Raw genomic sequence first — 20,272 nt, forward strand, 5'->3', positions numbered from 1 at the left:
CGAGAGGAACTTTCGATATCGAGGAGGATTCATGCAGTCATTCGCAGTGCGGGCGGCGGGCGCCCTGGCCGCGGCCGCGATCGCTCCCGTTCTGTTCGCCACCGCCGCGCACGCCGACGACGGCACCGTGTACTTCGCCGACGGGAGCATCAATTGCTCGATCACCAGCGACGGCACGGTCGGATGCGATTTCGCCTATCCGCAGCGGTTGTCGTACAAGATCAGCGAGAACGTCTACACCCCGGCCATTCCGGCGACCCAGGTCGTCATCGACATCCCCTGGCTGCCCGCCCACCCGGGCTTCGGCGGTTCGCACACCCTGCCGGGCGGCAACCCGGCGCTCAGCGATGTGAAGACCGGTGCCGGAACGTGGGGTCCGTACATCGACTACGCGGGCGCGCACTGCGAGGCGGGTTTCCATGGCAGCTTCAGCTGCTCGTCGAAGGGGCACGACTGGTGGGTCTACAGCGGTAACCTCACCGCGTCGCTCTGATCGCGGAGACGACAAAAGCCGCCGTGGTCGTCCAGTGCCACGGCGGCGTCGTTACGTTCGGGGGCGGTAGCGCCCGCGGGCTCAGCCCAGCTTGTTGAAGGCCAGCGCGAGCGCCGACTTCTTGTTGGCGGCCTGGTTGGCGTGGATGACGCCCTTGGAGGCGGCCTTGTCCAGGTCGCGGCCGGCGGCGCGCATGAGGTCGAGGGCCTTGTCCTTCTCGCCCGCCTCCGCGGCCTCGCGGAACTTGCGGATGGAGGTGCGCAGCGCGGACTTCACCGACTGGTTGCGCTGGCGCGCCGCCTCGTTGGTACGGATCCGCTTCATCTGGGACTTGATGTTGGCCACGCGTGTTTCCTCTGATTCCTGTCGTCAGTTGGGGTCATGCCTCGGAAGTCTGGGGGCGCACTATCCAGCGATAGCGCCGCGCCGACGATCGAGATTACCAGGGACCGGGGTCCCGGGCGAAATCGCCCTGGTCGGGGTCAGTACCAGTGATAGTCGGCGCACAGGCGATGCGCGACCAGATCGAAGGTCTTGCGCGGCAGGATCGCGCCCTCGCGGCGGATGCCCGCCTCGGGCACGTCGAGCACCCGATCCAGCCGCACCCAGCTCGGGCGGCCCTCGTAATCCCAAGGGCCCGTGCCGATTCCGATCCAGTTGCCGTCGTCGGCGCGCAACGGGTTCGACGACAGCATCAGCCCGAGCAGGGTCTTGCGCTCGCGCCCGACCACCAGGACGGGCCGGTCCTTGCCGTTGCTCGGGTCCTCCTCGTACGGCACCCACGTCCACACGATCTCGCCCGGATCGGCGCGGCCGTCGAGGTGCGGGCAGTACACGACCTGCCGCGCGCGCAGATGGGTGGGCATCGGCGTCGACGCCGACGGCCGGACCGCGATCTTGCGCGGCCGCCGTCCCAACGCGCGATCCACCAGTTTGGGCGCCTGCTGCCGAACGATCCTCGGCCCCTGATCCTTGGCGATCGCCCCCAACTGCTTGCCCAGAGAGCTCCACGTGCCCGCCATGATTCGGAGCATAACGGCGGGCGGGCCCGTTCTCATCCGCGCGGCGAGCCGGGTGCACTCCCTGCGAGGCAGTACCGGTGGACGGGGGTGTCCGAAGTTCATGGGACGATGGGCGGCAGTCCATCGAGCACCTGTGAGGGAGTGGAGTGCCCAGCTTCGCGGATACGACGTTCACCGATCCGTCCCGGATCCGGAACTTCTGCATCATCGCGCACATCGACCACGGCAAGTCGACCCTGGCCGATCGGATGCTGCAACTCACCGGGGTGGTCGAGGAGCGGCAGATGCGCGCGCAGTACCTGGACCGGATGGATATCGAGCGGGAACGCGGTATCACGATCAAGGCCCAGAACGTGCGGTTGCCGTGGGCCGTCGACGGCACCGACTACGTCATGCACCTGATCGACACCCCGGGCCACGTCGACTTCACCTACGAGGTGTCGCGGGCGCTCGAGGCGTGCGAGGGCGCGGTGCTGCTGGTCGACGCCGCGCAGGGCATCGAGGCGCAGACGCTGGCGAATCTGTATCTCGCGCTGGACAAGGACCTCACCGTCATCCCGGTGCTGAACAAGATCGATCTGCCCGCCGCCGATCCGGATCGCTACGCCGCCGAACTCGCCCACATCGTGGGTTGCGAGCCGGAGGAGGTGCTGCGCGTCTCGGGCAAGACCGGGGTCGGGGTGCCCGAACTGCTCGACGCGGTCATCCGCCAGGTGCCGCCGCCGCAGGGCGCGGCCGAGGCGCCCGCGCGGGCGATGATCTTCGATTCGGTCTACGACACCTATCGCGGCGTGGTCACCTACGTGCGCGTGGTCGACGGCAAGCTCACCCCGCGGCAGAAGATCAAGATGATGTCGACCGGGGCCACCCACGAACTGCTCGAGATCGGAATCGTCTCGCCGGAGCCGAAACCCACGCAGGGGCTGGGCGTGGGCGAGGTGGGCTACCTCATCACCGGCGTGAAGGACGTGCGGCAGTCCAAGGTGGGTGACACGGTCACCACCGCGCGTGACGGGGCGACCGAACCGCTGACCGGCTATCGCGAACCGCATCCGATGGTCTACTCGGGCCTGTATCCGGTGGACGGCTCGGACTATCCGGATCTGCGCGACGCCCTGGACAAATTGCAGCTCAACGACGCCGCGCTCACCTACGACCCGGAGACCTCGGTGGCGCTGGGCTTCGGCTTCCGCTGCGGGTTCCTGGGCCTGCTGCACATGGAGATCACCCGCGAGCGGCTGCAACGCGAATTCGATCTGGACCTGATCTCCACCGCGCCCAACGTGGTCTACCGGGTAGTCATGGAGGACGGGACCGAGCATGTGGTGACCAATCCCTCGTACTGGCCCGAAGGCAAGGTGCGTCGCGTGTACGAGCCGATCGTGAAGTGCACCATCATCGCGCCCAGCGAGTTCATCGGCTCGATCATGGAACTGTGCCAGTCCCGCCGCGGCGAACTCGGCGGCATGGACTACCTGTCGGAGACCCGCGTCGAACTGCGCTACACGCTGCCGATGGCCGAGATCATCTTCGACTTCTTCGACTCGCTGAAGTCGCGCACCCGCGGCTACGCCAGCCTGGACTACGAGGAGGCCGGGGAGCAGGAGGCCGATCTGGTCAAGGTTGACATCCTGTTGCAGGGCGAGGCCGTGGACGCGTTCTCCGCGATCGTGCACAAGGATTCGGCGCAGGCGTACGGACGCAAGATGACCGAGAAGCTCAAGGAGCTCATCCCCCGCCAGCAGTTCGAGGTGCCGATCCAGGCGGCCGTCGGGTCGAAGGTCATCGCGCGCGAGAACATTCGCGCGATCCGCAAGGACGTGCTCGCCAAGTGCTACGGCGGCGACATCAGCCGCAAGCGCAAGCTGCTCGAGAAGCAGAAGGAGGGCAAGAAGCGGATGAAGACGATCGGCCGGGTCGACGTACCGCAGGAGGCCTTCGTCGCCGCGCTGTCCAACGAGGCGGCGGCGGACAAGGCCAAGGAGAAACGCTAGGCAACTTGTGCAGGTGACCGGTTGGGTCTGCCGGGTGATTCTGGGTCTTCTGTAACGTTTCGAGCGCTGGCAGGGTTGTACAGCGTGAAGAGTCCCAGAAACTCCTTACCTGGATGATGTGACAGGTGGGTTTTCCGGAACATATGGTGTACCTGATCTTTTTCGTATGACCCGTTCGGTCCGGATACCGAGCACCTGAGAGCGGAGCTTGTATGACGCGTGACCTGCCCTTCGACGACGACGATTCGGGCGCGGGCGATCACGCGGGGGAAACCGCGTATCGCGTCGCGAACGGCGTCGCGCGGGTGGCCCGGGCAGGCGCATACGTGACGGGTGGCGCACTCGTCGCGTCCAATGGCAGCCCGGCCCCGTCCCACGAATCGCACGACAGCAGCCACTTCGCGGGCTGGGCGATCAACGACCCGCACCCCGACGCGCCCAGCCCGGTGATGTCCTACCCGGACCCCGCGCCGAATTCGGTACCGCCACAACTGGGTTCGCACGGGCCCACGTCCGTCGCCGCCCCGCTGCCCGCCGCGCAGCCGCTGCCGCCGCGATCGGGCGGCTTCGGCCTGCCCGAACTCGACGGCACCGTCGGTGCGGGCGCGCCGAGCATGCATCTGCCGCCCAGCGGCACCGAGAACTACGACCCGAACGCGGGGGAGGGCGTGCCGGGCATCGGCGGCCTGCCGACCCTGGACGATTCGACCGGCTCGAACGCGCCGTTCGGCCTGCCGGGTAGCGAGCACGGTTCGTCCGGGTTCGGACTGCCCAGCCTGCCCACCCATCCCGCGCACGGGTCCGCCGAATCGGGATTGCCGGGCGCGGACGGACATTCGACGGCGCTGCCGCTGAACCACGGCCTCGGGCTGCCCGGCACCAACGGCCTGTCGCTGCCCGGGATGAACGGACTCGGCGCGGGCGGCTTCGGCCTGCCCGACGCGGCCGGACAGCCCGAGCACGCCTTCCACGGCGTCGGCGGCGGCAATCCGGGCGTATTCCTCGGCACCGAGGTGAAGGTCGACGCGCACGTCGGCCTCGACGGAATCTGGGTGACCACCGAGGCGAAGGTCGATTTCGCGGTCGGCGACGTGGGCGATCAGCTGGACGACTACTCGCACTGGCTGGGGTCGGGGGTGAATCATCTTCCCACGGGCGGTGATTCGCAGGGCCACGGCTCGACGGGATCGCATTCGCAGCTGGGCGCGCAGTCCGGTCCGCAGGCCGCGACCTCCGGCGCGCCCGCGTTCGCCGCGCCCGCGGGTACGCCCGCGACGCCGGGCGCGTTCCCGCCGGTCAGCGGGGCTCCGGGGGTTCCGGTGCTCGCCGCCGCGCCCGCCGCACCCGCGGTCGTCTCGGCCCCGGTCACGAATGTCGCTGTGCCGCAAGCGATCACGGCTCCGCCCGCGCCGCCGATGGTGCAGCCGGTGGCCGCGACGCCGTTGCAGACCGGGCCGCACGCCGCCGAGGCCGGGGCGAGTCCGATCGCGACCGTGCTGCCGACCCATGTGGCGCCCCTGGTGGCGGTGCCCGCGGTCGCGCACGCCGACACCGGATCGACGATCACGACGACCCCGGGCGGCCACGCGGGCCGCACCGCCACCGGGGAGCCGACGACCACCGGCAAGACGCCGACCTCGCCGGCCGACGCCGACAAGTCGAGCACGGTGCCGCACGTCAGCGTGCCGCCCACCGTGCTCACCAAGCCGGGGGACGCGACCACCGCGCGCCCGGGCGACTCGACCACCGGGCACACCGGCGGAACCACCACGCGCCCCGGCGATTCCGGCACGACGCAGCCGGGCGGCGGCACCACCCACACCGGCGGCGCCACGACACGGCCCGGCGACGCCACCGACGACGACTCGAGCGGTCCGACCGGCACCACGGGCGGCGGTTCGGATTCGACGCGAACGCCGACCACCACCCACGATTCGGACGGTGGCACGACGGGGCACGCCGCCGACCCCACCGGCACGCACGGTTCCACCCCGTCGGCGGACAACACCGCGCCGACCACCGCGAATCACGGCACGGCCCCGACCACCCAGCAACCGCAGCCGACCATCCGGCCGGACGGGGGCGAGACGGGCGGTACGGGAACCCATGTGGCCCCGGTCGATCCGCATCCGGGCGCGGTCGTGCCCACCAATCAGGTTCCGGTGAAACCGGTTTCGCACGTGGTCGACACCTACGACCACACCCCGTGGACCGGCGATCACGGCGGCCTGCTGGTGGCCTCGGGCGGTGACCTGTCCACCCAGCTGATGCCCGACACGACCTACGCCGAACTGCATCACCCGGTGCTCCATCCGGTCGCCGACCTACACATGACGCTGTGACGGGAACGACGGAACTGGACACTGGCACCGCCAAGCATCCGGACGCGATGGCGCCCCTGCTCGGGCTGCTCGACGAGCTGCTCGGGCAGACGCGCGCGTCCGGCCGCGCGGATCTGACCGCGCGCCTGGTGATGTCGCGCGCGCGGGTCGCCGATCCGCGGGTGCGGCTGGTGGTCGTGGGTGAACCCAAGAACGGGATGAGCACCCTGGTCAACGGTCTGGTCGGAATGACGGTGAGCCCCACCGAAACTCCCGTCGGCGTGCCGGTCATCGCCGAGTACGGGCCCGAACCGGCCGCCACGCTGGTCCGCGCCACGGTCGCCGGGCGCACCGAACGGCTGCCCATCGACCCGCACGAGCCGGGTTCGGCGCTGGCCGCCGAGGGCGTGATCCGCGCCGAGTTCGCCGCGCCCAGTCCGCTGCTGGCCGAGGGCTTCGTGGTGATGGACGCCCCCGGCGCCCCCGCCGACACCTCCACCACCTGGTCGCTGATCGCCGCCGCCGACGCCGTGCTCTACGTCTGCGAGGCCGCGGTGGAGTACGGCCCCGAGCAGATCGCGCAGCTGCAACGCATCCAGCAGGTGTGCCCGACGGTCATCTGCGTGCTCAACAAGATCGACCGGTTCCCGCACTGGGCCCAGGTGCAGCAGCGCAACCGGACCCTGCTCGACAACGCCGGACTCGGTTTCGCGGTCGCCCCGATCTCGGCCGAGATGTACCTCCAGGCCGGGCACGACCGCCGCCGCGATCTGGAATCCGGTGTGCCGCAACTGATCGACCACATCCGCGACTACGTGCTGGGCCGCGCCGACTCGGTGGCCCGCGAGGCCGCGGTGCGCGATATCCGGATGATCACCGACCATCTGGCGCTGGCCCTGCGCAGCGAGGCCGAGACCCTGCGCGATCCGCGCCGCTACGGTGAGATCACCGATCGGCTGCGGATGCTGCGCGCCGAGGCCGACGATCTGCGTCAGCGTTCGGCCAACTGGCAGGTCACCCTCGCCGACGGCTGCGCCGAACTGATGGCCGATATCGAACACGACCTGCGCCACCGGCTGCGCAGCCTGATTCGCGACGCGGAGAACGAGATCTCGAAGCAGGATCCGGCCCGCAAGTGGGCCGAGTTCGGCGCGGATCTGGACGCGCGAATCTGCGAGGCGGTCGAGGAGAACTTCGTCATCGCGCACTACCGTTCGGTGGAGTTGGCCGAGCAGGTGGGCAACAAGTTCGGCACCGACCGCGACGTGCCGATGCCGGATCTGCGGCTGGAGAAGCCGGGCGAGGTGCTCGAGCCGGTCGCCTCGCTGGAACCGCTGGGCAGCGCGAAAGTCGGTGTGATCCAACCGGTTCTGAACGTGATGCGCGGCGGCTACGGCGGTCTGCTGATGGTCGGCGTGCTGCTGGCGAGCGTGGCCGGGCTGCCGCCGGTGAACTGGTACTCGGGCACGGCCGCGATCCTGCTCGGCGCGTACGCGCTGTGGGAGGACCGCAAGCTGCGCCGGGAGAAGCGCCAGGCCGAGGCCAAGGTGGCGGTCGCGCGGCTGATGGACGATGTGATCTTCCAGGTGGGCAAGGAATCCCGCAATCGGCTGCGCGCGGTGCAGCGGACGCTGCGCGACCACTTCACCACGCTGGCCAACCAGACGTTGCGCTCGGTCGACGAATCCCTGCGCGCCGCCGAGGAAGCCGCGGCCGTGCACTCCCCGGAGGGCCGCAACCGCCGCCTCACCGATATCGAGTCCACGCTGGTGTCGCTGCGCGACCTGCGCGAGCGGGCCGACGCGATCTGAGCTGCCCGCGCGCGGCGGGTGCGGTAAGTTACGCCGAAACCCGATTCGCGGAGGAAGTATTTTGCGTACCACACTGCTCGCCGGGCTGCCGGTCGGTCTGTTGCTCGGTTCGGCCGTCGCGTTCGTCGCCCCCGCGGCCGAGGCCGCGCCCCGGGCGCCGCTGAACTACACCTGCACCGCCAAGACATGGGACGGCCAGGATCTCGCGCCCGTCACCGTGCAGGCCCGCAACGGGGTCAACCAGGCCCGCCTGCGTGCCCGCCCGGAGTGGCGGGGGCAGGCCGACTTCGACACCATCGCCTGCACCCCGAGCTGACCCTGTGTCCGGGGCGTAGGGCAAGGCTCCTGCTCAGGCCCGGTGGGCCGGGTGGAAGTCGCCGGAGGACACCGACTGCTCGGCCCGGATCACGTGGGTGAGGGCGTTGATCAGGGCCAGATGGGTGAACGCCTGCGGATAGTTGCCCAGGTGCCGCCCGGTCCGCGGATCGAGTTCCTCGGCGAACAGCTCCAGCGGGCTGGCGTAGCCGAGCAGCCGCTCGCACAGCCGCCGGGCGCGGGAGACCTCGCCGATCTCGACGAGCGCGGACACCAGCCAGAACGAGCAGATCGTGAAAGTGCCCTCCGCGCCGGACAATCCGTCGTCGGTGGTCTCGGTGCGGTAGCGCAGCACCAGGCCGTGATCGGTGAGCTCGTCGGCGATGGCCAGCACGGTGTCGCGCACCCGGGCGTCGGTCGCGGGCAGGAAGCGGACCAGCGGGATCAGCAGCAGCGACGCGTCGAGGGTGTCGCCGCCGTAGGTCTGGGTGAACACGCCCTTGTCGTTGACGCCGTGCTCGAGGACGTCGGCGTGGATCTCCTCGGCGATGTCGGACCACTTCTTGGCGAAGTCGAGTTCGCCGTGCATCTCGGCCAGTTTCGCGCCGCGATCCAGCGCCACCCAGCAGAAGATCTTCGACGAGGTGAAGTGCTGGGGTTCCCCGCGCACCTCCCAGATGCCGCGATCGGGTTCGCGCCAGTTGTCGATCGCGCCCTGCACGGCCTGTTCGAGCATGGGCCACAACGTCTCCGGGACCTGCTGCCGCGACTTCACGTGCAGGTACACCGAATCCAGCAGCACGCCCCAGACGTCGTGCTGCTGCTGGTTGTAGGCGCCGTTGCCGATGCGCACCGGGCGCGCGCCGTCGTAGCCGTAGAGGTGGTTCAGCTCGGCCTCGGTGATCTCGCGTTCGCCGCCGACGCCGTAGAGCACCTGCAACGGCAGCGGATCGCCGTCGCCGTCGGTGGCGACGTCGTGCAGGAACGCGAAGAAGTCGTCGGCCTCGCGGTTCATCCCGAGCGTGTACAGCCCCCACAGCGCGAAACTGGAATCGCGCACCCAGGAGTAGCGGTAGTCCCAGTTGCGTTCGCCCCCAGGGGTTTCCGGCAGTGAGGTGGTCGCCGCCGCGAGCAGCGCCCCGGTCGGCGCGTAGGTCAGGCCCTTGAGGGTGAGGGCGCTGCGCTGGAGGTACCCGCGCCAGGGATGGTCCGGGAACTTGCCGAGAGTGATCCACTGCCGCCAACATTCGGTGGTCTGCCACATCTTCTGCGCGGCCTCGGCGAAATTGCGCGGCGGCGGCAGCACCGACCACGACAGCGCCACGAACACCTCGTCGCCCTCGCGCATCCGGCTGCGGGCGCGCGCCTCCCGGCCCTCGAGGCCGAGCCGCAGATCGGTGGTGAGAGTCAGGTTGTCGCAGGGCAATTCGCCCTCGCAGCGCGCGGTGGCCTGCTCGTAGACCTCGCCGGTGTACTCCCAGGTGGCCGCGGCGCGGTGGTAGTCGAAGGCGGGCTCGCAGCTGACCTCGAGTTCGACCACGCCGCTCACGCACTTCACCGTCCGCAGCAGCAGATGCTCGGCGTCCCAGTCCATCGGGGTGCGGCGGTAGGTGCGGCTGCGCTTGTCGTTGTTGTGCCAGGGGCCCAGCACCAGCGCGTCGCGCACGATCAGCCAGCCGGTGTCGGTCTGCCAGGTGGTCTCGAGGATCATGCCGCCGGGCAGGTAGCGCCGCGCGGCGGGCACGTTCACCCCGTAGGGCCCGACCCGGAAGTGGCCCGCGCTGCGATCGAGCATCGCGGCGAACACGCTGGGGGAGTCGGGGCGCGGCAGGCACATCCACTCCACCGCGCCGTTGCGGGCGATGAGGCAGTTGACCTCGCAGTCGGACAGGAAGGCGTAGTCGTCGATGGGCGGGAAGATGGATTTGTGGGTGGTGCCCAGATGCGCCGGGACGAAGCCGCCCGCGAGATCGATGTCGGGGATGTCGGCGAGCGCGTCGCGGCGCACCGGGATGATCTCCGCGTCGAGGTCGGGGTCGAGGGGTTCGTCGCTGATCGGTTCATCGAAGGACGCCATGTCCCAATCATGGGTGCCCCGGGCGAGCGCGTCCACAGAGACGGGACCCGACCGGGCCGGTTCCGGCCGGTCGCGTCCACAGCGACCGGGCCGGTTCCGCCGAGCGGCGCGGCTACTAGGCTGGAGGCGTGCAACACATCGCTGGCTGGTGGGACGGCTTCGAACTGTGGGTCGCCGGGCTGCCGTTCGTGCCGCAGTTCGCCGTGGTCCTGGTCGGGATGGTCCCGGTGAGCTTCGCCCTCGCGTATCTGCTCGATCGCGGGCTGCGCGTGGCGCTGCGGGCCCTCGGGCGCGACCGGGCCGTCGTCGCCGAACCCCGTCCGGACGCGCCGCGGCCGGTGCGTCGGGAAAAGGAGCCGGTCTGATGCCGCGCTCGCGGGTGCAGCTCGCGCTGATCGCCCTGCTCGTACTCGTCGTCGTGGCCTGGTTGCTCACCCGTTGACCGCCCGAACGCCGCCCTTCGGCGCACGGGCCACCCCCGATGTCGGCGCGGTTCGGTACTGTGCACCCCATGCCAACCGATGAGGATTTCGCGGGACTCGAACAGTTGCTGGAGTCCGACGAACTCGAAGAGAGCCCTCGCCTGATCGCCACCCACTACGCCTCCCCGGAGGAGGCGATCGAGATGGTCCGGGCCGCCCAGCTGCTCGGCCTCGGGGTGCGCCTGCACAACCGGCTGCGGGTGGACGAGGACGGGGAGGACGGCGAGGAGACCGCCTCGGAGGAGTGGATCCTCGATTTGCTGGAGAGTCCGCCCGAGGTCGACGAGGACTAGACCCCCCCGGTTCATCAGCACCCTCGACGAGGCCCCCGGCATGCCGCGGGGCCTCCTGTCGCTTCCCCCGGGAGGGCGGCCCGCGGATCCGCTTCACCTCCGTCGTTTCCATTCGGGTGATTCGCGAGGTTAGCGCCCGCTCTGTTAAGGTTTGCCCGTGTCATCGAGCGTTGTGCCGCAGGTCCGCCACGAATTGGCGTTGATCGCGGTGCGTTGCCTCGTGGTCGCCGATATCTACTGTCGCTGAATTCGCACCGGGTTCGGCTGCGCGTAACTCCCGTTAGAATTGGCGCGCACTTTCGCAGACCGAACCCGTTCCCGCGGCGTCAGCCGTAGCCGCGCCACTGCCGCACGACCCGTGCGGCGGATCCTCTCGGCACCCCAACGTTCCGCCACGACTCTCGTATCCGTGCTGGCGGGCAGCAGGAAAGGTTCACCCGATGTCTCGCAGTTCCCGGCTCTTCTCGCGTCGACGTACCGCCGCCGTCGCGCTCACCGCGCTGGCGGCCGTCACCCTGACCGCCTGCGGTGGCGGAGCCAGCGACACCTCCGGCGGCAACGGGGGCGGCAGCAGCAGCTCGCTGACGCTGTTCGCCTACTCGGTCGCCAAGCCCGGCTTCGACAAGGTCATCCCCGAGTTCAACAAGACCGAGGGCGGCAAGGGCGTCGGCGTGCAGGCGAGCTACGGCGCGTCGGGCGACCAGTCCCGCAAGGTCAAGGACGGGGCCGAGGCCGATGTGGTGAACTTCTCCGTCGAGCCCGACATCACCCGCCTGGTCGACTCCGGTCAGGTCGACGCGAGCTGGAATGCCGACGCGCACAAGGGAATTCCGTTCGGTTCGGTGGTCGTGATCGCGGTCCGCAAGGGCAACCCCAAGGGCATCAAGGACTGGGACGATCTGCTCAAGCCCGGCGTCGAGGTGGTCACCCCCAACCCGTTCAGCTCCGGTTCGGCCAAGTGGAACCTGCTCGCCCCGTACGCGGCCAAGAGCGAGGGCGGCAAGAACCCGCAGGCGGGCCTGGACTACCTGAGCCAGCTCATCTCCAAGGACCACATCAAGGTGCAGCCCAAGTCGGGCCGCGAGGCGACCGACACCTTCCTCCAGGGCACCGGTGACGTGCTGCTCAGCTACGAGAACGAGGCGCTGTTCTCCGAGCGCAACGGCGATCCGATCGAGCACGTGCTGCCGCCGACCACGTTCAAGATCGAGAACCCGGTCGCGGTGCTGAAGAACTCCAAGAACCTCGACAAGGCCGTGAAGTTCAAGGACTTCCTGTTCACCGAGGCCGGCCAGAAGGCGTTCGCGCAGGCCGGCTTCCGGCCCGTCGACCCGAAGGTCACCAGCGAGTTCGCCAAGGACTTCCCGACGCCGGGCAAGGTGTGGACCATCGCCGACCTGGGCGGGTGGAAGCAGGTCGACAAGGACCTGTTCACCCCCAACACGGGCAGTGTCGCGGTGATCTACGACAAGGCCACCAAGTAGCGCAGGGACCACTCGGGAATACTCGACGATCGTGACCGACAGCAGTATCGGACAACGACCACGCCGCTCCTGGCTGCGGATGACCGGTTCGGTCGGGCCGCTCGGCATCGCCACCGCGGTGTTGTGGCTCAGCCTGATCGTGTTGCTCCCGCTGGCCGCGCTGACCTTCCACTCCTTCGACGAGGGCTGGTCGGGGTTCTGGGACGCCGTCACCGCACCCGCCGCGCTGGACGCGCTGCGGGTGACGGTGCTCGTCTCGGTGGTGGTGGCCCTGGTCAACGTCGTGATGGGCACCCTGGTCGCCTGGGTGCTCGTGCGCGACGAGTTCCCGGGCAAGGGCATCGTGAACGCGCTGATCGACCTGCCCTTCGCGCTGCCGACGATCGTCGCCAGCATCGTGCTGCTGTCGCTCTACGGCCCGGAGAGCCCGGTGGGTGTGCACTTCAACGCCACCCAGCCGGGCCTGGTGGTGGCGCTGACCTTCGTCACGCTGCCGTTCGTGGTCCGCTCGGTGCAGCCGGTGCTGATCGAGACCGACAAGGAGGTGGAGCAGGCCGCGGCCTCGCTGGGCGCGGACAACCTCACCACCTTCCGCAAGATCGTGCTGCCCACGCTCGCCCCGGCGATCATCTCCGGCGGCGGGCTCGCCTTCGCCCGGGCCATCGGCGAATACGGTTCGGTCGTGCTCATCGGCGGCAACATCCCCCGCCACACCCAGGTGGCCTCGCAGTACATCCAGCAGCAGATCGAGGTGGATCGGCCGATGAACGCCGCGGCGGTGTCGGTGGCGCTGCTGGTGATCTCCTTCGCCACCCTGCTGGTGCTGCGGGTCGTCGCCGACCGCACGGCACGCAAGGAGCAGTCGACGCGATGAAACTGTCCACCCCGACCCGGCTCTCGCTGCGCGTGCTCGCGCTGGCGTACCTGTTCGTGCTGCTGGTGGCGCCGCTGATCATCATCCTGTGGCGCAGCTTCGAACGCGGCCTCGGCGCGTTCTTCGAATCGATCACCACCCCGGCCGCCATCTCCGCGTTCGATCTGTCGCTGCTGATCGTGGCGATCGTGGTCCCGCTCAACGTGGTGTTCGGCGTGATCACCGCGATCGCGCTGGTGCGCGGAAACTTCCCGGGCCGCACCCTGATTCAGGGCGTGGTGGATCTGCCGTTCGCGGTTTCGCCTGTGGTGGTGGGTGTTTCGCTGATCATGCTGTGGGGTGTGCACGGCTGGTTCGGCGGCGTGGAGAATCTCGGCTTCAAGGTGATCTTCGGGCTGCCGGGCATGGTGCTGGCCACCATCTTCGTGACGCTGCCGTTCGTGGTCAGCGAGGTCGTGCCGGTGTTGCACGAGATCGGCGACGATCAGGAACAGGCCGCGGCCACCCTGGGCGCGACGCGCTGGCAGACGTTCTGGCGGATCACCCTGCCCGCCATCCGCTGGGGCCTGACCTACGGCATCGTGCTCACCGTCGCGCGCGCCCTCGGCGAATTCGGCGGCGTGATCATGGTGTCCTCGGCGCTGCCCGGCATCTCGCAGACGCTGACGCTGCTGGTGCACGGCCGATACATCAACGACCACAACACCTTCGGCGCGTACTGCGCGGCGACCCTGCTGATGGGCCTGGCGCTCGTCACCCTGATCCTGATGACCCTCCTCGAACGCAAGCGGGGCACTGCGAAATGATCACCGTCACCAACGCGAACAAACGCTACGGTTCGTTCGCCGCCCTCGACGACGTGAGTCTCGAGATCCCCTCCGGGGAGCTGACCGCGCTGCTCGGCCCGTCCGGTTCGGGCAAGTCGACGCTGCTGCGCTCGATCGCCGGACTGGAATCGCTGGATTCGGGCCTGGTGGTCATCGCCGACCGGGACGTGACCCGGGTGCCGCCGCAGAAGCGCGACATCGGCTTCGTGTTCCAGCACTACGCGGCGTTCAAGCACATGACCGTGCGCGACAACGTGGCCTTCGGCCTGAAGATCCGCAAGCGGCCCAAGCGCGAGATCACCCGCCGCGTGGACGAATTGCTGGGCATCGTCGGCCTCGACGGCTTCCAGCACCGCTACCCCTCGCAGCTGTCGGGCGGCCAGCGTCAGCGCATGGCCCTGGCCCGCGCGCTGGCCGTGGACCCGCAGGTGCTGCTGCTCGACGAGCCGTTCGGCGCGCTCGACGCCAAGGTGCGCCACGATCTGCGCACCTGGCTGCGGCGGCTGCACGAGGAGGTGCACGTGACCACCGTGCTGGTCACCCACGATCAGGAGGAGGCGCTCGACGTCGCCGACCGGATCGCGGTGATGAACAAGGGGCGCATCGAACAGGTCGGCACGCCCGAGGACGTGTACGACCGTCCCGCAAACGATTTCGTGATGTCGTTCCTCGGCGCGGTCGCCAAGCTGAACGGACATCTGGTGCGCCCGCACGACATCCGCATCGGCCGCGACCCGAGCATGGCCCTGGCCGAGCACGAGGGCACCGCCGAATCCGCCGGCGTCACCCGGGCGACGGTCGAGCGCGTCGTGCACCTCGGCTTCGAGGTGCGCCTGGAACTGCGCAACGCCGCCACCGGCGACCTGTTCACCGCCCAGGTGACCCGCGGCGACGCGGAAGCGTTGCGGCTCAACGACGGTGAGACCGTCTACGCCCGCGCCACCCGAATCCCGGACCTGCCCAGCGCCTGACACCCGCCCGGACAACCCCGTGTCCTCTGCTTGGCAAACCCCCAGCAAGGTGATTGCCTTGATGCGGGTCACGGTTCGGTAAACGGCTTCCTCTCGAACGAGGTGGGTGTGATGACGGTTGGGCTCGGCGTGAGTATCGGCACGGTCAACACGGTCTGCGCCGTGACGGGCGGCGGTCGCGCCGAACGGAAGTCGCGCGGCGGCCCACCGCACACCTGGCGCACCACGCTCACCTTCGACAGCACCGGCGCCGCGCGGGTCGGGCGCATCCCCCGCCACGGCCGGGCCATCACCGAATTCGCCGATCTCACCGAGGGTTCCGCGGTCACGGCCCGGGTCGGCCATCGCGCGCTGTCGGCCGCGGATCTGGTGGCCACCGTCGCCGACAGCGTCATCGCCACCGCTCTGGGCGCGAAAGGCGGTGCGGGCGCGGGCATTACGATCACCCATCCGATCCACTACCCGCCCGAACGAGTGGCCGACCTGCGCGCGGCGCTCGACGCGGCCGGACTGGACCGGGCCGCGCTGGTCGCCGAACCCCTCGCGGCCGCGGCCTGGCTCGAACACCGGCACGGACCGCTCATGCCGGGCCTGGCGCTGGTCTACGACCTCGGCGGGTCCGGGTTGACCGTCACCCTGGTACGGGTCGGCGCGGGCCGCCCGGACGATCCGATCGTCGGAGAGCCGTTGCGCTCCAAGGCATTCGGCGGCCGGGCCTTCGGCGACCTGATGGCCCGGCGGGCGCGCTGGCACGCCACCGACGCACCCAGCCTGGTCGGGGTGCTGTCCGATACCACCATCACCGAACTGCGCGCCGCGCACATTCGTCGATCCCTGGGGTTGGTCTACGAATGTCTGCGCGTCGCCGACGTCACGATGGCCGACGTCGATCGGGTGCTGGTGGTGGGCGGGGCCGCGCGCCCGCCGGAGGTGGCCGGGGCGCTGGCGGACGCCCTGGCCCGTCCGGTCTTCGTCGCCGCCGATCCGGAGCGGACCATCGCCGAGGGCGCGGCGCTCCTGGCGTGCCGCGCGGCCGCCCCGCCGGACGCGGTCGCCGAACGCCGGGCCGCCCGCGCGGGCTTGCGTCGGCGCTTCGCCCGCGCCGCGGTGACCGCCGCCGTCGCGGCCGGGGGAGCGCTGTTCGCGGCGACCGCGGTGGCCAGCGACGGGGCCGCCGCCGCGCTCATCGACGCGAACGGGATGTGCTTCGTCCAACCCGCGCCCTGACTGCGTTGTTATCTGTGACACACCCATAGCGGACCTACTCGCGGGTACCCCCAGTTCGGGTGTACGTCTGTGCACCGAACCCCGAAATCGGGCGCTCACCCTCCGATCGGCTAGTTGACGTGACTCGGTGTTGGTGTAACCATGGGACACAGTTACTAGTGCGAGATGGAGAGGCTGTGACGACGATGTCCGTTGCCGCGACGCCCAACGACCCCGTGGTCGCCCAGGCTCAGGAGTACGCCCAGAAGTTGATGCTGCTCTCGGAGGGCTCGGTCAACAAGCACTTCGATCCGTTCGACGACATCGACTGGGACAACCCCGATTTCGCGCCCGACGCCGGCGAGGAGCGGTGGGTGCTGCCCGTCTCCGGCGACGCGCTCGGCCGCCACCCCTGGTACCAGGCCCTGCCGCTGGAGCGGAAGATCGCCATCGGCAAGTACCGTCAGGCCAATGTCGCCAAGGTCGGCCTCCAGTTCGAGTCCATCCTCATCAGCGGCATGGTGACGCACAACTTCGGCCTGCCCAACGGCTCGCCCGAGTTCCGGTACTGCTCCCACGAGATGATCGAGGAGCACAACCACACCCTGATGTTCCAGGAGATGGTCAACCGGATCGGCATCGACGTGCCCGGCATGGGCCCGCTGGTCAGCAAGTTCAAGTACATCGGCGCGCCCGTGGCCGCGCTGTTCCCGAACCTGTTCTTCATGGCCGTGCTCGCCGGCGAGGAGCCGATCGACCACATCCAGAAGGCGATCCTGCGCTCGGGCGAAGAGGTGCACCCGATCATGCGCGGCGTCATGTCCATTCACGTGGCCGAGGAGGCGCGGCACATCTCGTTCGCGCACGAGTTCCTCAAGAACCACGTGCCGGAGACCAACGCCGCCAACAAGTTCGTGCTCTCGCTGCTGATGCCGGTCGTGATGTGGATCCTCGGCCGCTCGATCTACACCCCGCCGCGGTCGTTCTGGCGCGAGTTCGACATTCCGGACTACGTGCGCAAGGAGCTGTTCTACGGCACCAAGGAGGCCAAGCAGGACTTCGCCGACTTCTTCGGCGACGTGCGCACGCTGGCCAAGGAGATCGGCCTGATGAACCCGATCGCCCGCGGTGTGTGGAAGTTGCTGAAGATCGACGGCCACACCACCCGCTACCGCTCGGAGCCGCTGCGCGCCGTGCGGGCGCACTGAACGACGGCGGTCATCGATGCCCTACGTCGTCACCCAGTCCTGTTGCAGCGACGCCTCGTGCGTGTACGCCTGCCCGGTCAACTGCATTCATCCCACGCCCGACGAACCGGACTTCCGGACGGCGGAGATGCTGTACGTCGACCCGCAGGCGTGCGTGGACTGCGGCGCCTGCGCCACCGCGTGCCCGGTGGACGCCATCACCTCCTCGAAGAAGCTGACGCCGGAGCAGCAGCCGTTCATCGAGATCAACGCCGACTTCTACCGGCAGGTCCGGCCGCGTCCCACGCTCGCCAAACCCATTCCGGCGCCCGAGGTTTCGCGTGAGCGCGGCCCGCTGCGAGTGGCGATCGTCGGTTCGGGGCCGTCGGCGATGTACGCGGCCGACGAGTTGCTCACCCAGCGTGACGTCACGGTGACGGTTCTCGATCGGCTCCCGGTACCCTACGGCCTGGCCCGGCACGGCGTCGCCCCCGATCACACCCGCACCCGGCAGGTGAGCCGGTTGTTCGACGTCATCTCGGCCCAGCCCGGCTTCGGCTCGTATCTGAATGTCGCCGTGGGCGAACACATTTCGCACGCGGATCTGCTGCGGCACTTCCACGCGGTGATCTACGCCGTGGGCGCGTCGGCCGATCGCAAGCTGGGCATCCCCGGCGAGGGCCTGCCCGGCAGCGTCTCGGCGACGGAGTTCGTGGCCTGGTACAACGGCCATCCCGACCACGCCGACCGCGAGTTCGACCTGTCGCACCGGCGCGCGGTGATCGTCGGCAACGGCAATGTCGCCCTGGACGTGGCCCGCATCCTCACCGCCGATCCCGAACTGCTCGCCGACACCGAGGTCTCCCCACGGGCGCTGGAAGCGTTGCGGCACAGCAAGATCGAGGAGGTCGTCATCGTCGGCCGCCGCGGCCCCGCCGAATCGGCCTTCACGGTCCCGGAATTCGTGGGCCTGCTCGGTTCCGACATCGACATCGTCGTGGAAGGCGATGTCCCCGAACCGATTCCGGGTATGCCGCAGAAGGTGGAACACAAACTCCGCCGCCTCCGCGAGGTCGCCGACCGCCCCGTCGGTTCCCGCAAACGCATCGTCCTGCGCTACCTGTCCTCCCCCGTGGCCCTCACCGGCACCGACCGCGTGACCGGAATCGAACTGGCCCACAACACCCTCGCCACCGACCCCGACGGCACCGTCCGCGCGGTCCCCACCGGCGATACGGAAACCCTGGACACCGGCCTGGTCCTGGCCTCGGTCGGCTACCGCGGCACCCCCCTCCCCGACCTCCCCTTCGACGAAGCCCGAGGCGTCATCCCGAACACCGACGGCCGAGTCGAACCCGGCACCTACGTCACCGGCTGGATCAAACGAGGCCCCACCGGCTTCATCGGCACCAACAAATCCTGCGCCCAGGAAACGGTCCGTCACTTGGTCGATGACTTCAACGCAGGCACCCTCCCCACCCCACCCGCCTCGTTGGCCGACTTCGACACCTTGATCACCACCCGCCGCCCCACCGCAATCCGAGGCGGCACCTCGAGCGAACCCTGGTGGAAGCGAAAGCTGTTGTCCCGCAGCTGATCCATCGCCGGGACGCCGAGGCGTCCGGCGCGGCGGTGCGAGGGCCGTAGGTCGCTGGGTACGGTGGCTGTCGTGCCCCGAGAGACGTTGACCAGGGAGCAGATCGTCACGGCGGCGGTGGCGGTACTGGATGCCGAGGGTGTGGCCGGGCTGAACGTCCGTCGGCTCGGAGCGCGGTTGGGTGTGGCCGCCACGGCGATGTACTACTACGTCAAGAGCAAGGACGAGTTGGTCACCCTCGCCGCGGATTCGGTCTGGCGGGAACTCGAGCTGCCCGACCCGGCGGTGATCGAATGGCGCTCGGCCGCCATGCTATTGGCGCGTGAGCTGCATGCGATGGTCGCCCGGCATTTTTGGCTGCTGCCCGCCATGAGCACGCACGTCGTCTACGGGCCGGGCAAGGCCCGGTTCGACGACTGCTGCCTGGCGGTGTTCGAGGGTGCCGGGTTTTCGAGGACGGATGCCGACCTCGCCGCCGCGACCGTGCTGATGTACGTCATCGGGGCGGCACACGGGTCTGCCGCCGAACGCGCCTGGCAGGCCCGGATGCGGCGCACGGGTGTCGATGAGGACGCCCGCCGGGAGGAGGTCATGGCCTCCATTGCCGAGACCGTGCGGCAGTTCCCCCGTCTCCTGGCGCGCTCGACGTCGCCGCCGGTCGGCGTCGAAACCCTGCCCGGGGACACGGGATTCGAATTCGGGCTGCGCACGGTGCTCGACGGACTGGAGGCCCGACTGGATCAGGAGAAGTAGCGCCCCGCCGAGGGCAGCGCGAGTAGCAGGATCACCGCGGCCGATCCCGCGGTGGCCAGCAGCCATCGCGCGACGATCGCCGGACGATACCAGGACGGCAGGGCGTCGACCCCGGCCCGCAGCACCGCACCGATATCGAGCGCACGCAGCCGCGGATCGTCGAGTTCGGCGAACGCGGACACGGTGATCCGCGTCGCGAACACCTGCATGCCGGTCACGAACCCGACTCCGAGCAGTACCAACGGCTCCACCACCCACGACGACACCCGCCCGATCCCGGCTCCGGACAGATCGAGTACCGCGAGCACGACCAGCACCGCCGCGATCGACCCGCCCGCGACGAATGCCCCGGGCCCCTCGTCCATTCGGATCCCGTGCTCCGCGAGCGCTTCCGGCGGCACGCCACGTCGCGCCACCTCCGCCTCCATCGCACGCTGCGCCCGCGGACCGGCCGATCGGAAGGCGGCCAGCATCACGACGAACAACCCCGCGAGCGCCAATTGCAACAGGCTCGCCATCAGGACAGCAACGGGCACGGCGCCTCCCGGTTTTGAACTAAGATAAA

Annotated in this window: 20 protein-coding genes; 16 read left to right on the forward strand and 4 right to left on the reverse strand. The window is 69.4% G+C overall.

What is annotated here, in order from left to right:
• Nucleotides 1-31: 31 nt before the first annotated feature.
• A complete protein-coding gene (locus tag ACFYTQ_RS31260) occupies nucleotides 32-493 on the forward strand; it encodes a hypothetical protein (protein WP_387368787.1) in 462 nt (153 codons plus the stop codon).
• An 81-nt stretch (nucleotides 494-574) separates the two neighbouring features.
• On the opposite strand, the gene rpsT is transcribed toward ACFYTQ_RS31260, so the two are convergent.
• Together rpsT and ACFYTQ_RS31270 are read right to left on the reverse strand one after the other, a co-directional pair.
• Entirely contained in the window at nucleotides 575-838 is a 264-nt protein-coding gene (rpsT, locus tag ACFYTQ_RS31265) for a 30S ribosomal protein S20 (protein WP_387368789.1), read from the reverse strand.
• Between the two features lie 137 nt (nucleotides 839-975).
• Nucleotides 976-1,515, reverse strand: a complete 540-nt coding sequence (locus tag ACFYTQ_RS31270; RefSeq protein ID WP_387368791.1) for a type II toxin-antitoxin system PemK/MazF family toxin — start codon at nucleotides 1,513-1,515, stop codon at nucleotides 976-978.
• Nucleotides 1,516-1,661: 146 nt separating this feature from the next.
• Here ACFYTQ_RS31270 and lepA point away from each other — a divergent pair, with 146 nt between their 5' ends.
• From lepA to ACFYTQ_RS31290, 4 genes are all read left to right on the forward strand, one after another.
• Nucleotides 1,662-3,509, forward strand: a complete 1,848-nt coding sequence (gene lepA / locus ACFYTQ_RS31275; protein ID WP_387368793.1) for a translation elongation factor 4 — start codon at nucleotides 1,662-1,664, stop codon at nucleotides 3,507-3,509.
• A gap of 212 nt (nucleotides 3,510-3,721) precedes the next feature.
• Complete coding sequence (locus ACFYTQ_RS31280) at nucleotides 3,722-5,851, forward strand: hypothetical protein (protein ID WP_387368795.1); 2,130 nt, start codon at nucleotides 3,722-3,724, stop codon at nucleotides 5,849-5,851.
• A complete protein-coding gene (locus ACFYTQ_RS31285) occupies nucleotides 5,848-7,641 on the forward strand; it encodes a hypothetical protein (protein WP_387368797.1) in 1,794 nt (597 codons plus the stop codon). The genes ACFYTQ_RS31280 and ACFYTQ_RS31285 overlap by 4 nt, the downstream gene beginning before the upstream one ends.
• A 61-nt stretch (nucleotides 7,642-7,702) precedes the next feature.
• Complete coding sequence (locus tag ACFYTQ_RS31290; RefSeq protein ID WP_387368799.1) at nucleotides 7,703-7,957, forward strand: hypothetical protein; 255 nt, start codon at nucleotides 7,703-7,705, stop codon at nucleotides 7,955-7,957.
• Between the two features lie 33 nt (nucleotides 7,958-7,990).
• Here the strand turns inward: ACFYTQ_RS31290 and ACFYTQ_RS31295 are convergent, their stop codons facing one another.
• Nucleotides 7,991-10,033, reverse strand: a complete 2,043-nt coding sequence (locus tag ACFYTQ_RS31295; RefSeq protein ID WP_387368801.1) for a glycoside hydrolase family 15 protein — start codon at nucleotides 10,031-10,033, stop codon at nucleotides 7,991-7,993.
• Nucleotides 10,034-10,161: 128 nt separating this feature from the next.
• On the opposite strand from ACFYTQ_RS31295, the gene ACFYTQ_RS31300 reads away from it, so the two are divergent.
• From ACFYTQ_RS31300 to ACFYTQ_RS31350, 11 genes are all read left to right on the forward strand, one after another.
• Nucleotides 10,162-10,398, forward strand: coding sequence for a hypothetical protein (locus ACFYTQ_RS31300; RefSeq protein ID WP_387368803.1), 237 nt, complete (start codon nucleotides 10,162-10,164; stop codon nucleotides 10,396-10,398).
• Nucleotides 10,399-10,544: 146 nt separating this feature from the next.
• Nucleotides 10,545-10,808, forward strand: coding sequence for a hypothetical protein (locus tag ACFYTQ_RS31305; RefSeq protein ID WP_387368805.1), 264 nt, complete (start codon nucleotides 10,545-10,547; stop codon nucleotides 10,806-10,808).
• Nucleotides 10,809-10,965: 157 nt separating this feature from the next.
• Nucleotides 10,966-11,055, forward strand: coding sequence for an Ms4533A family Cys-rich leader peptide (locus ACFYTQ_RS31310; protein ID WP_342773471.1), 90 nt, complete (start codon nucleotides 10,966-10,968; stop codon nucleotides 11,053-11,055).
• 193 nt (nucleotides 11,056-11,248) lie between these two features.
• Nucleotides 11,249-12,292: a sulfate ABC transporter substrate-binding protein gene (locus ACFYTQ_RS31315; protein WP_387368807.1), complete on the forward strand. Its 1,044-nt coding sequence runs from the start codon at nucleotides 11,249-11,251 to the stop codon at nucleotides 12,290-12,292.
• A 79-nt stretch (nucleotides 12,293-12,371) separates the two neighbouring features.
• Nucleotides 12,372-13,166, forward strand: a complete 795-nt coding sequence (gene cysT / locus ACFYTQ_RS31320) for a sulfate ABC transporter permease subunit CysT (protein WP_387369018.1) — start codon at nucleotides 12,372-12,374, stop codon at nucleotides 13,164-13,166.
• Nucleotides 13,163-13,972 (forward strand): sulfate ABC transporter permease subunit CysW, encoded by an 810-nt coding sequence (gene cysW, locus ACFYTQ_RS31325; protein ID WP_387368809.1) that lies wholly within the window; start codon nucleotides 13,163-13,165, stop codon nucleotides 13,970-13,972. Before cysT ends, cysW begins: the two co-directional genes overlap by 4 nt.
• On the forward strand, nucleotides 13,969-14,964 hold the full coding sequence (locus ACFYTQ_RS31330; RefSeq protein ID WP_387368811.1) for a sulfate/molybdate ABC transporter ATP-binding protein: 996 nt from the start codon (nucleotides 13,969-13,971) through the stop codon (nucleotides 14,962-14,964). Before cysW ends, ACFYTQ_RS31330 begins: the two co-directional genes overlap by 4 nt.
• Nucleotides 14,965-15,075: 111 nt before the next feature.
• Nucleotides 15,076-16,191 (forward strand): Hsp70 family protein, encoded by a 1,116-nt coding sequence (locus ACFYTQ_RS31335; RefSeq protein WP_387368813.1) that lies wholly within the window; start codon nucleotides 15,076-15,078, stop codon nucleotides 16,189-16,191.
• A 185-nt stretch (nucleotides 16,192-16,376) separates the two neighbouring features.
• Nucleotides 16,377-17,378 (forward strand): diiron oxygenase, encoded by a 1,002-nt coding sequence (locus tag ACFYTQ_RS31340; RefSeq protein ID WP_387369020.1) that lies wholly within the window; start codon nucleotides 16,377-16,379, stop codon nucleotides 17,376-17,378.
• Between the two features lie 16 nt (nucleotides 17,379-17,394).
• A complete protein-coding gene (locus ACFYTQ_RS31345) occupies nucleotides 17,395-18,954 on the forward strand; it encodes an FAD-dependent oxidoreductase (protein WP_387368815.1) in 1,560 nt (519 codons plus the stop codon).
• A 72-nt stretch (nucleotides 18,955-19,026) separates the two neighbouring features.
• Nucleotides 19,027-19,707: a TetR/AcrR family transcriptional regulator gene (locus ACFYTQ_RS31350; protein ID WP_387368817.1), complete on the forward strand. Its 681-nt coding sequence runs from the start codon at nucleotides 19,027-19,029 to the stop codon at nucleotides 19,705-19,707.
• On the opposite strand, the gene ACFYTQ_RS31355 is transcribed toward ACFYTQ_RS31350, so the two are convergent.
• Nucleotides 19,695-20,243, reverse strand: coding sequence for a hypothetical protein (locus tag ACFYTQ_RS31355; protein WP_387368819.1), 549 nt, complete (start codon nucleotides 20,241-20,243; stop codon nucleotides 19,695-19,697). The genes ACFYTQ_RS31350 and ACFYTQ_RS31355 overlap by 13 nt on opposite strands.
• Between the last annotated feature and the right edge of the window lie 29 nt (nucleotides 20,244-20,272).

Source organism: Nocardia sp. NPDC004068, from assembly GCF_042874315.1.
GTDB lineage: Bacteria > Actinomycetota > Actinomycetes > Mycobacteriales > Mycobacteriaceae > Nocardia.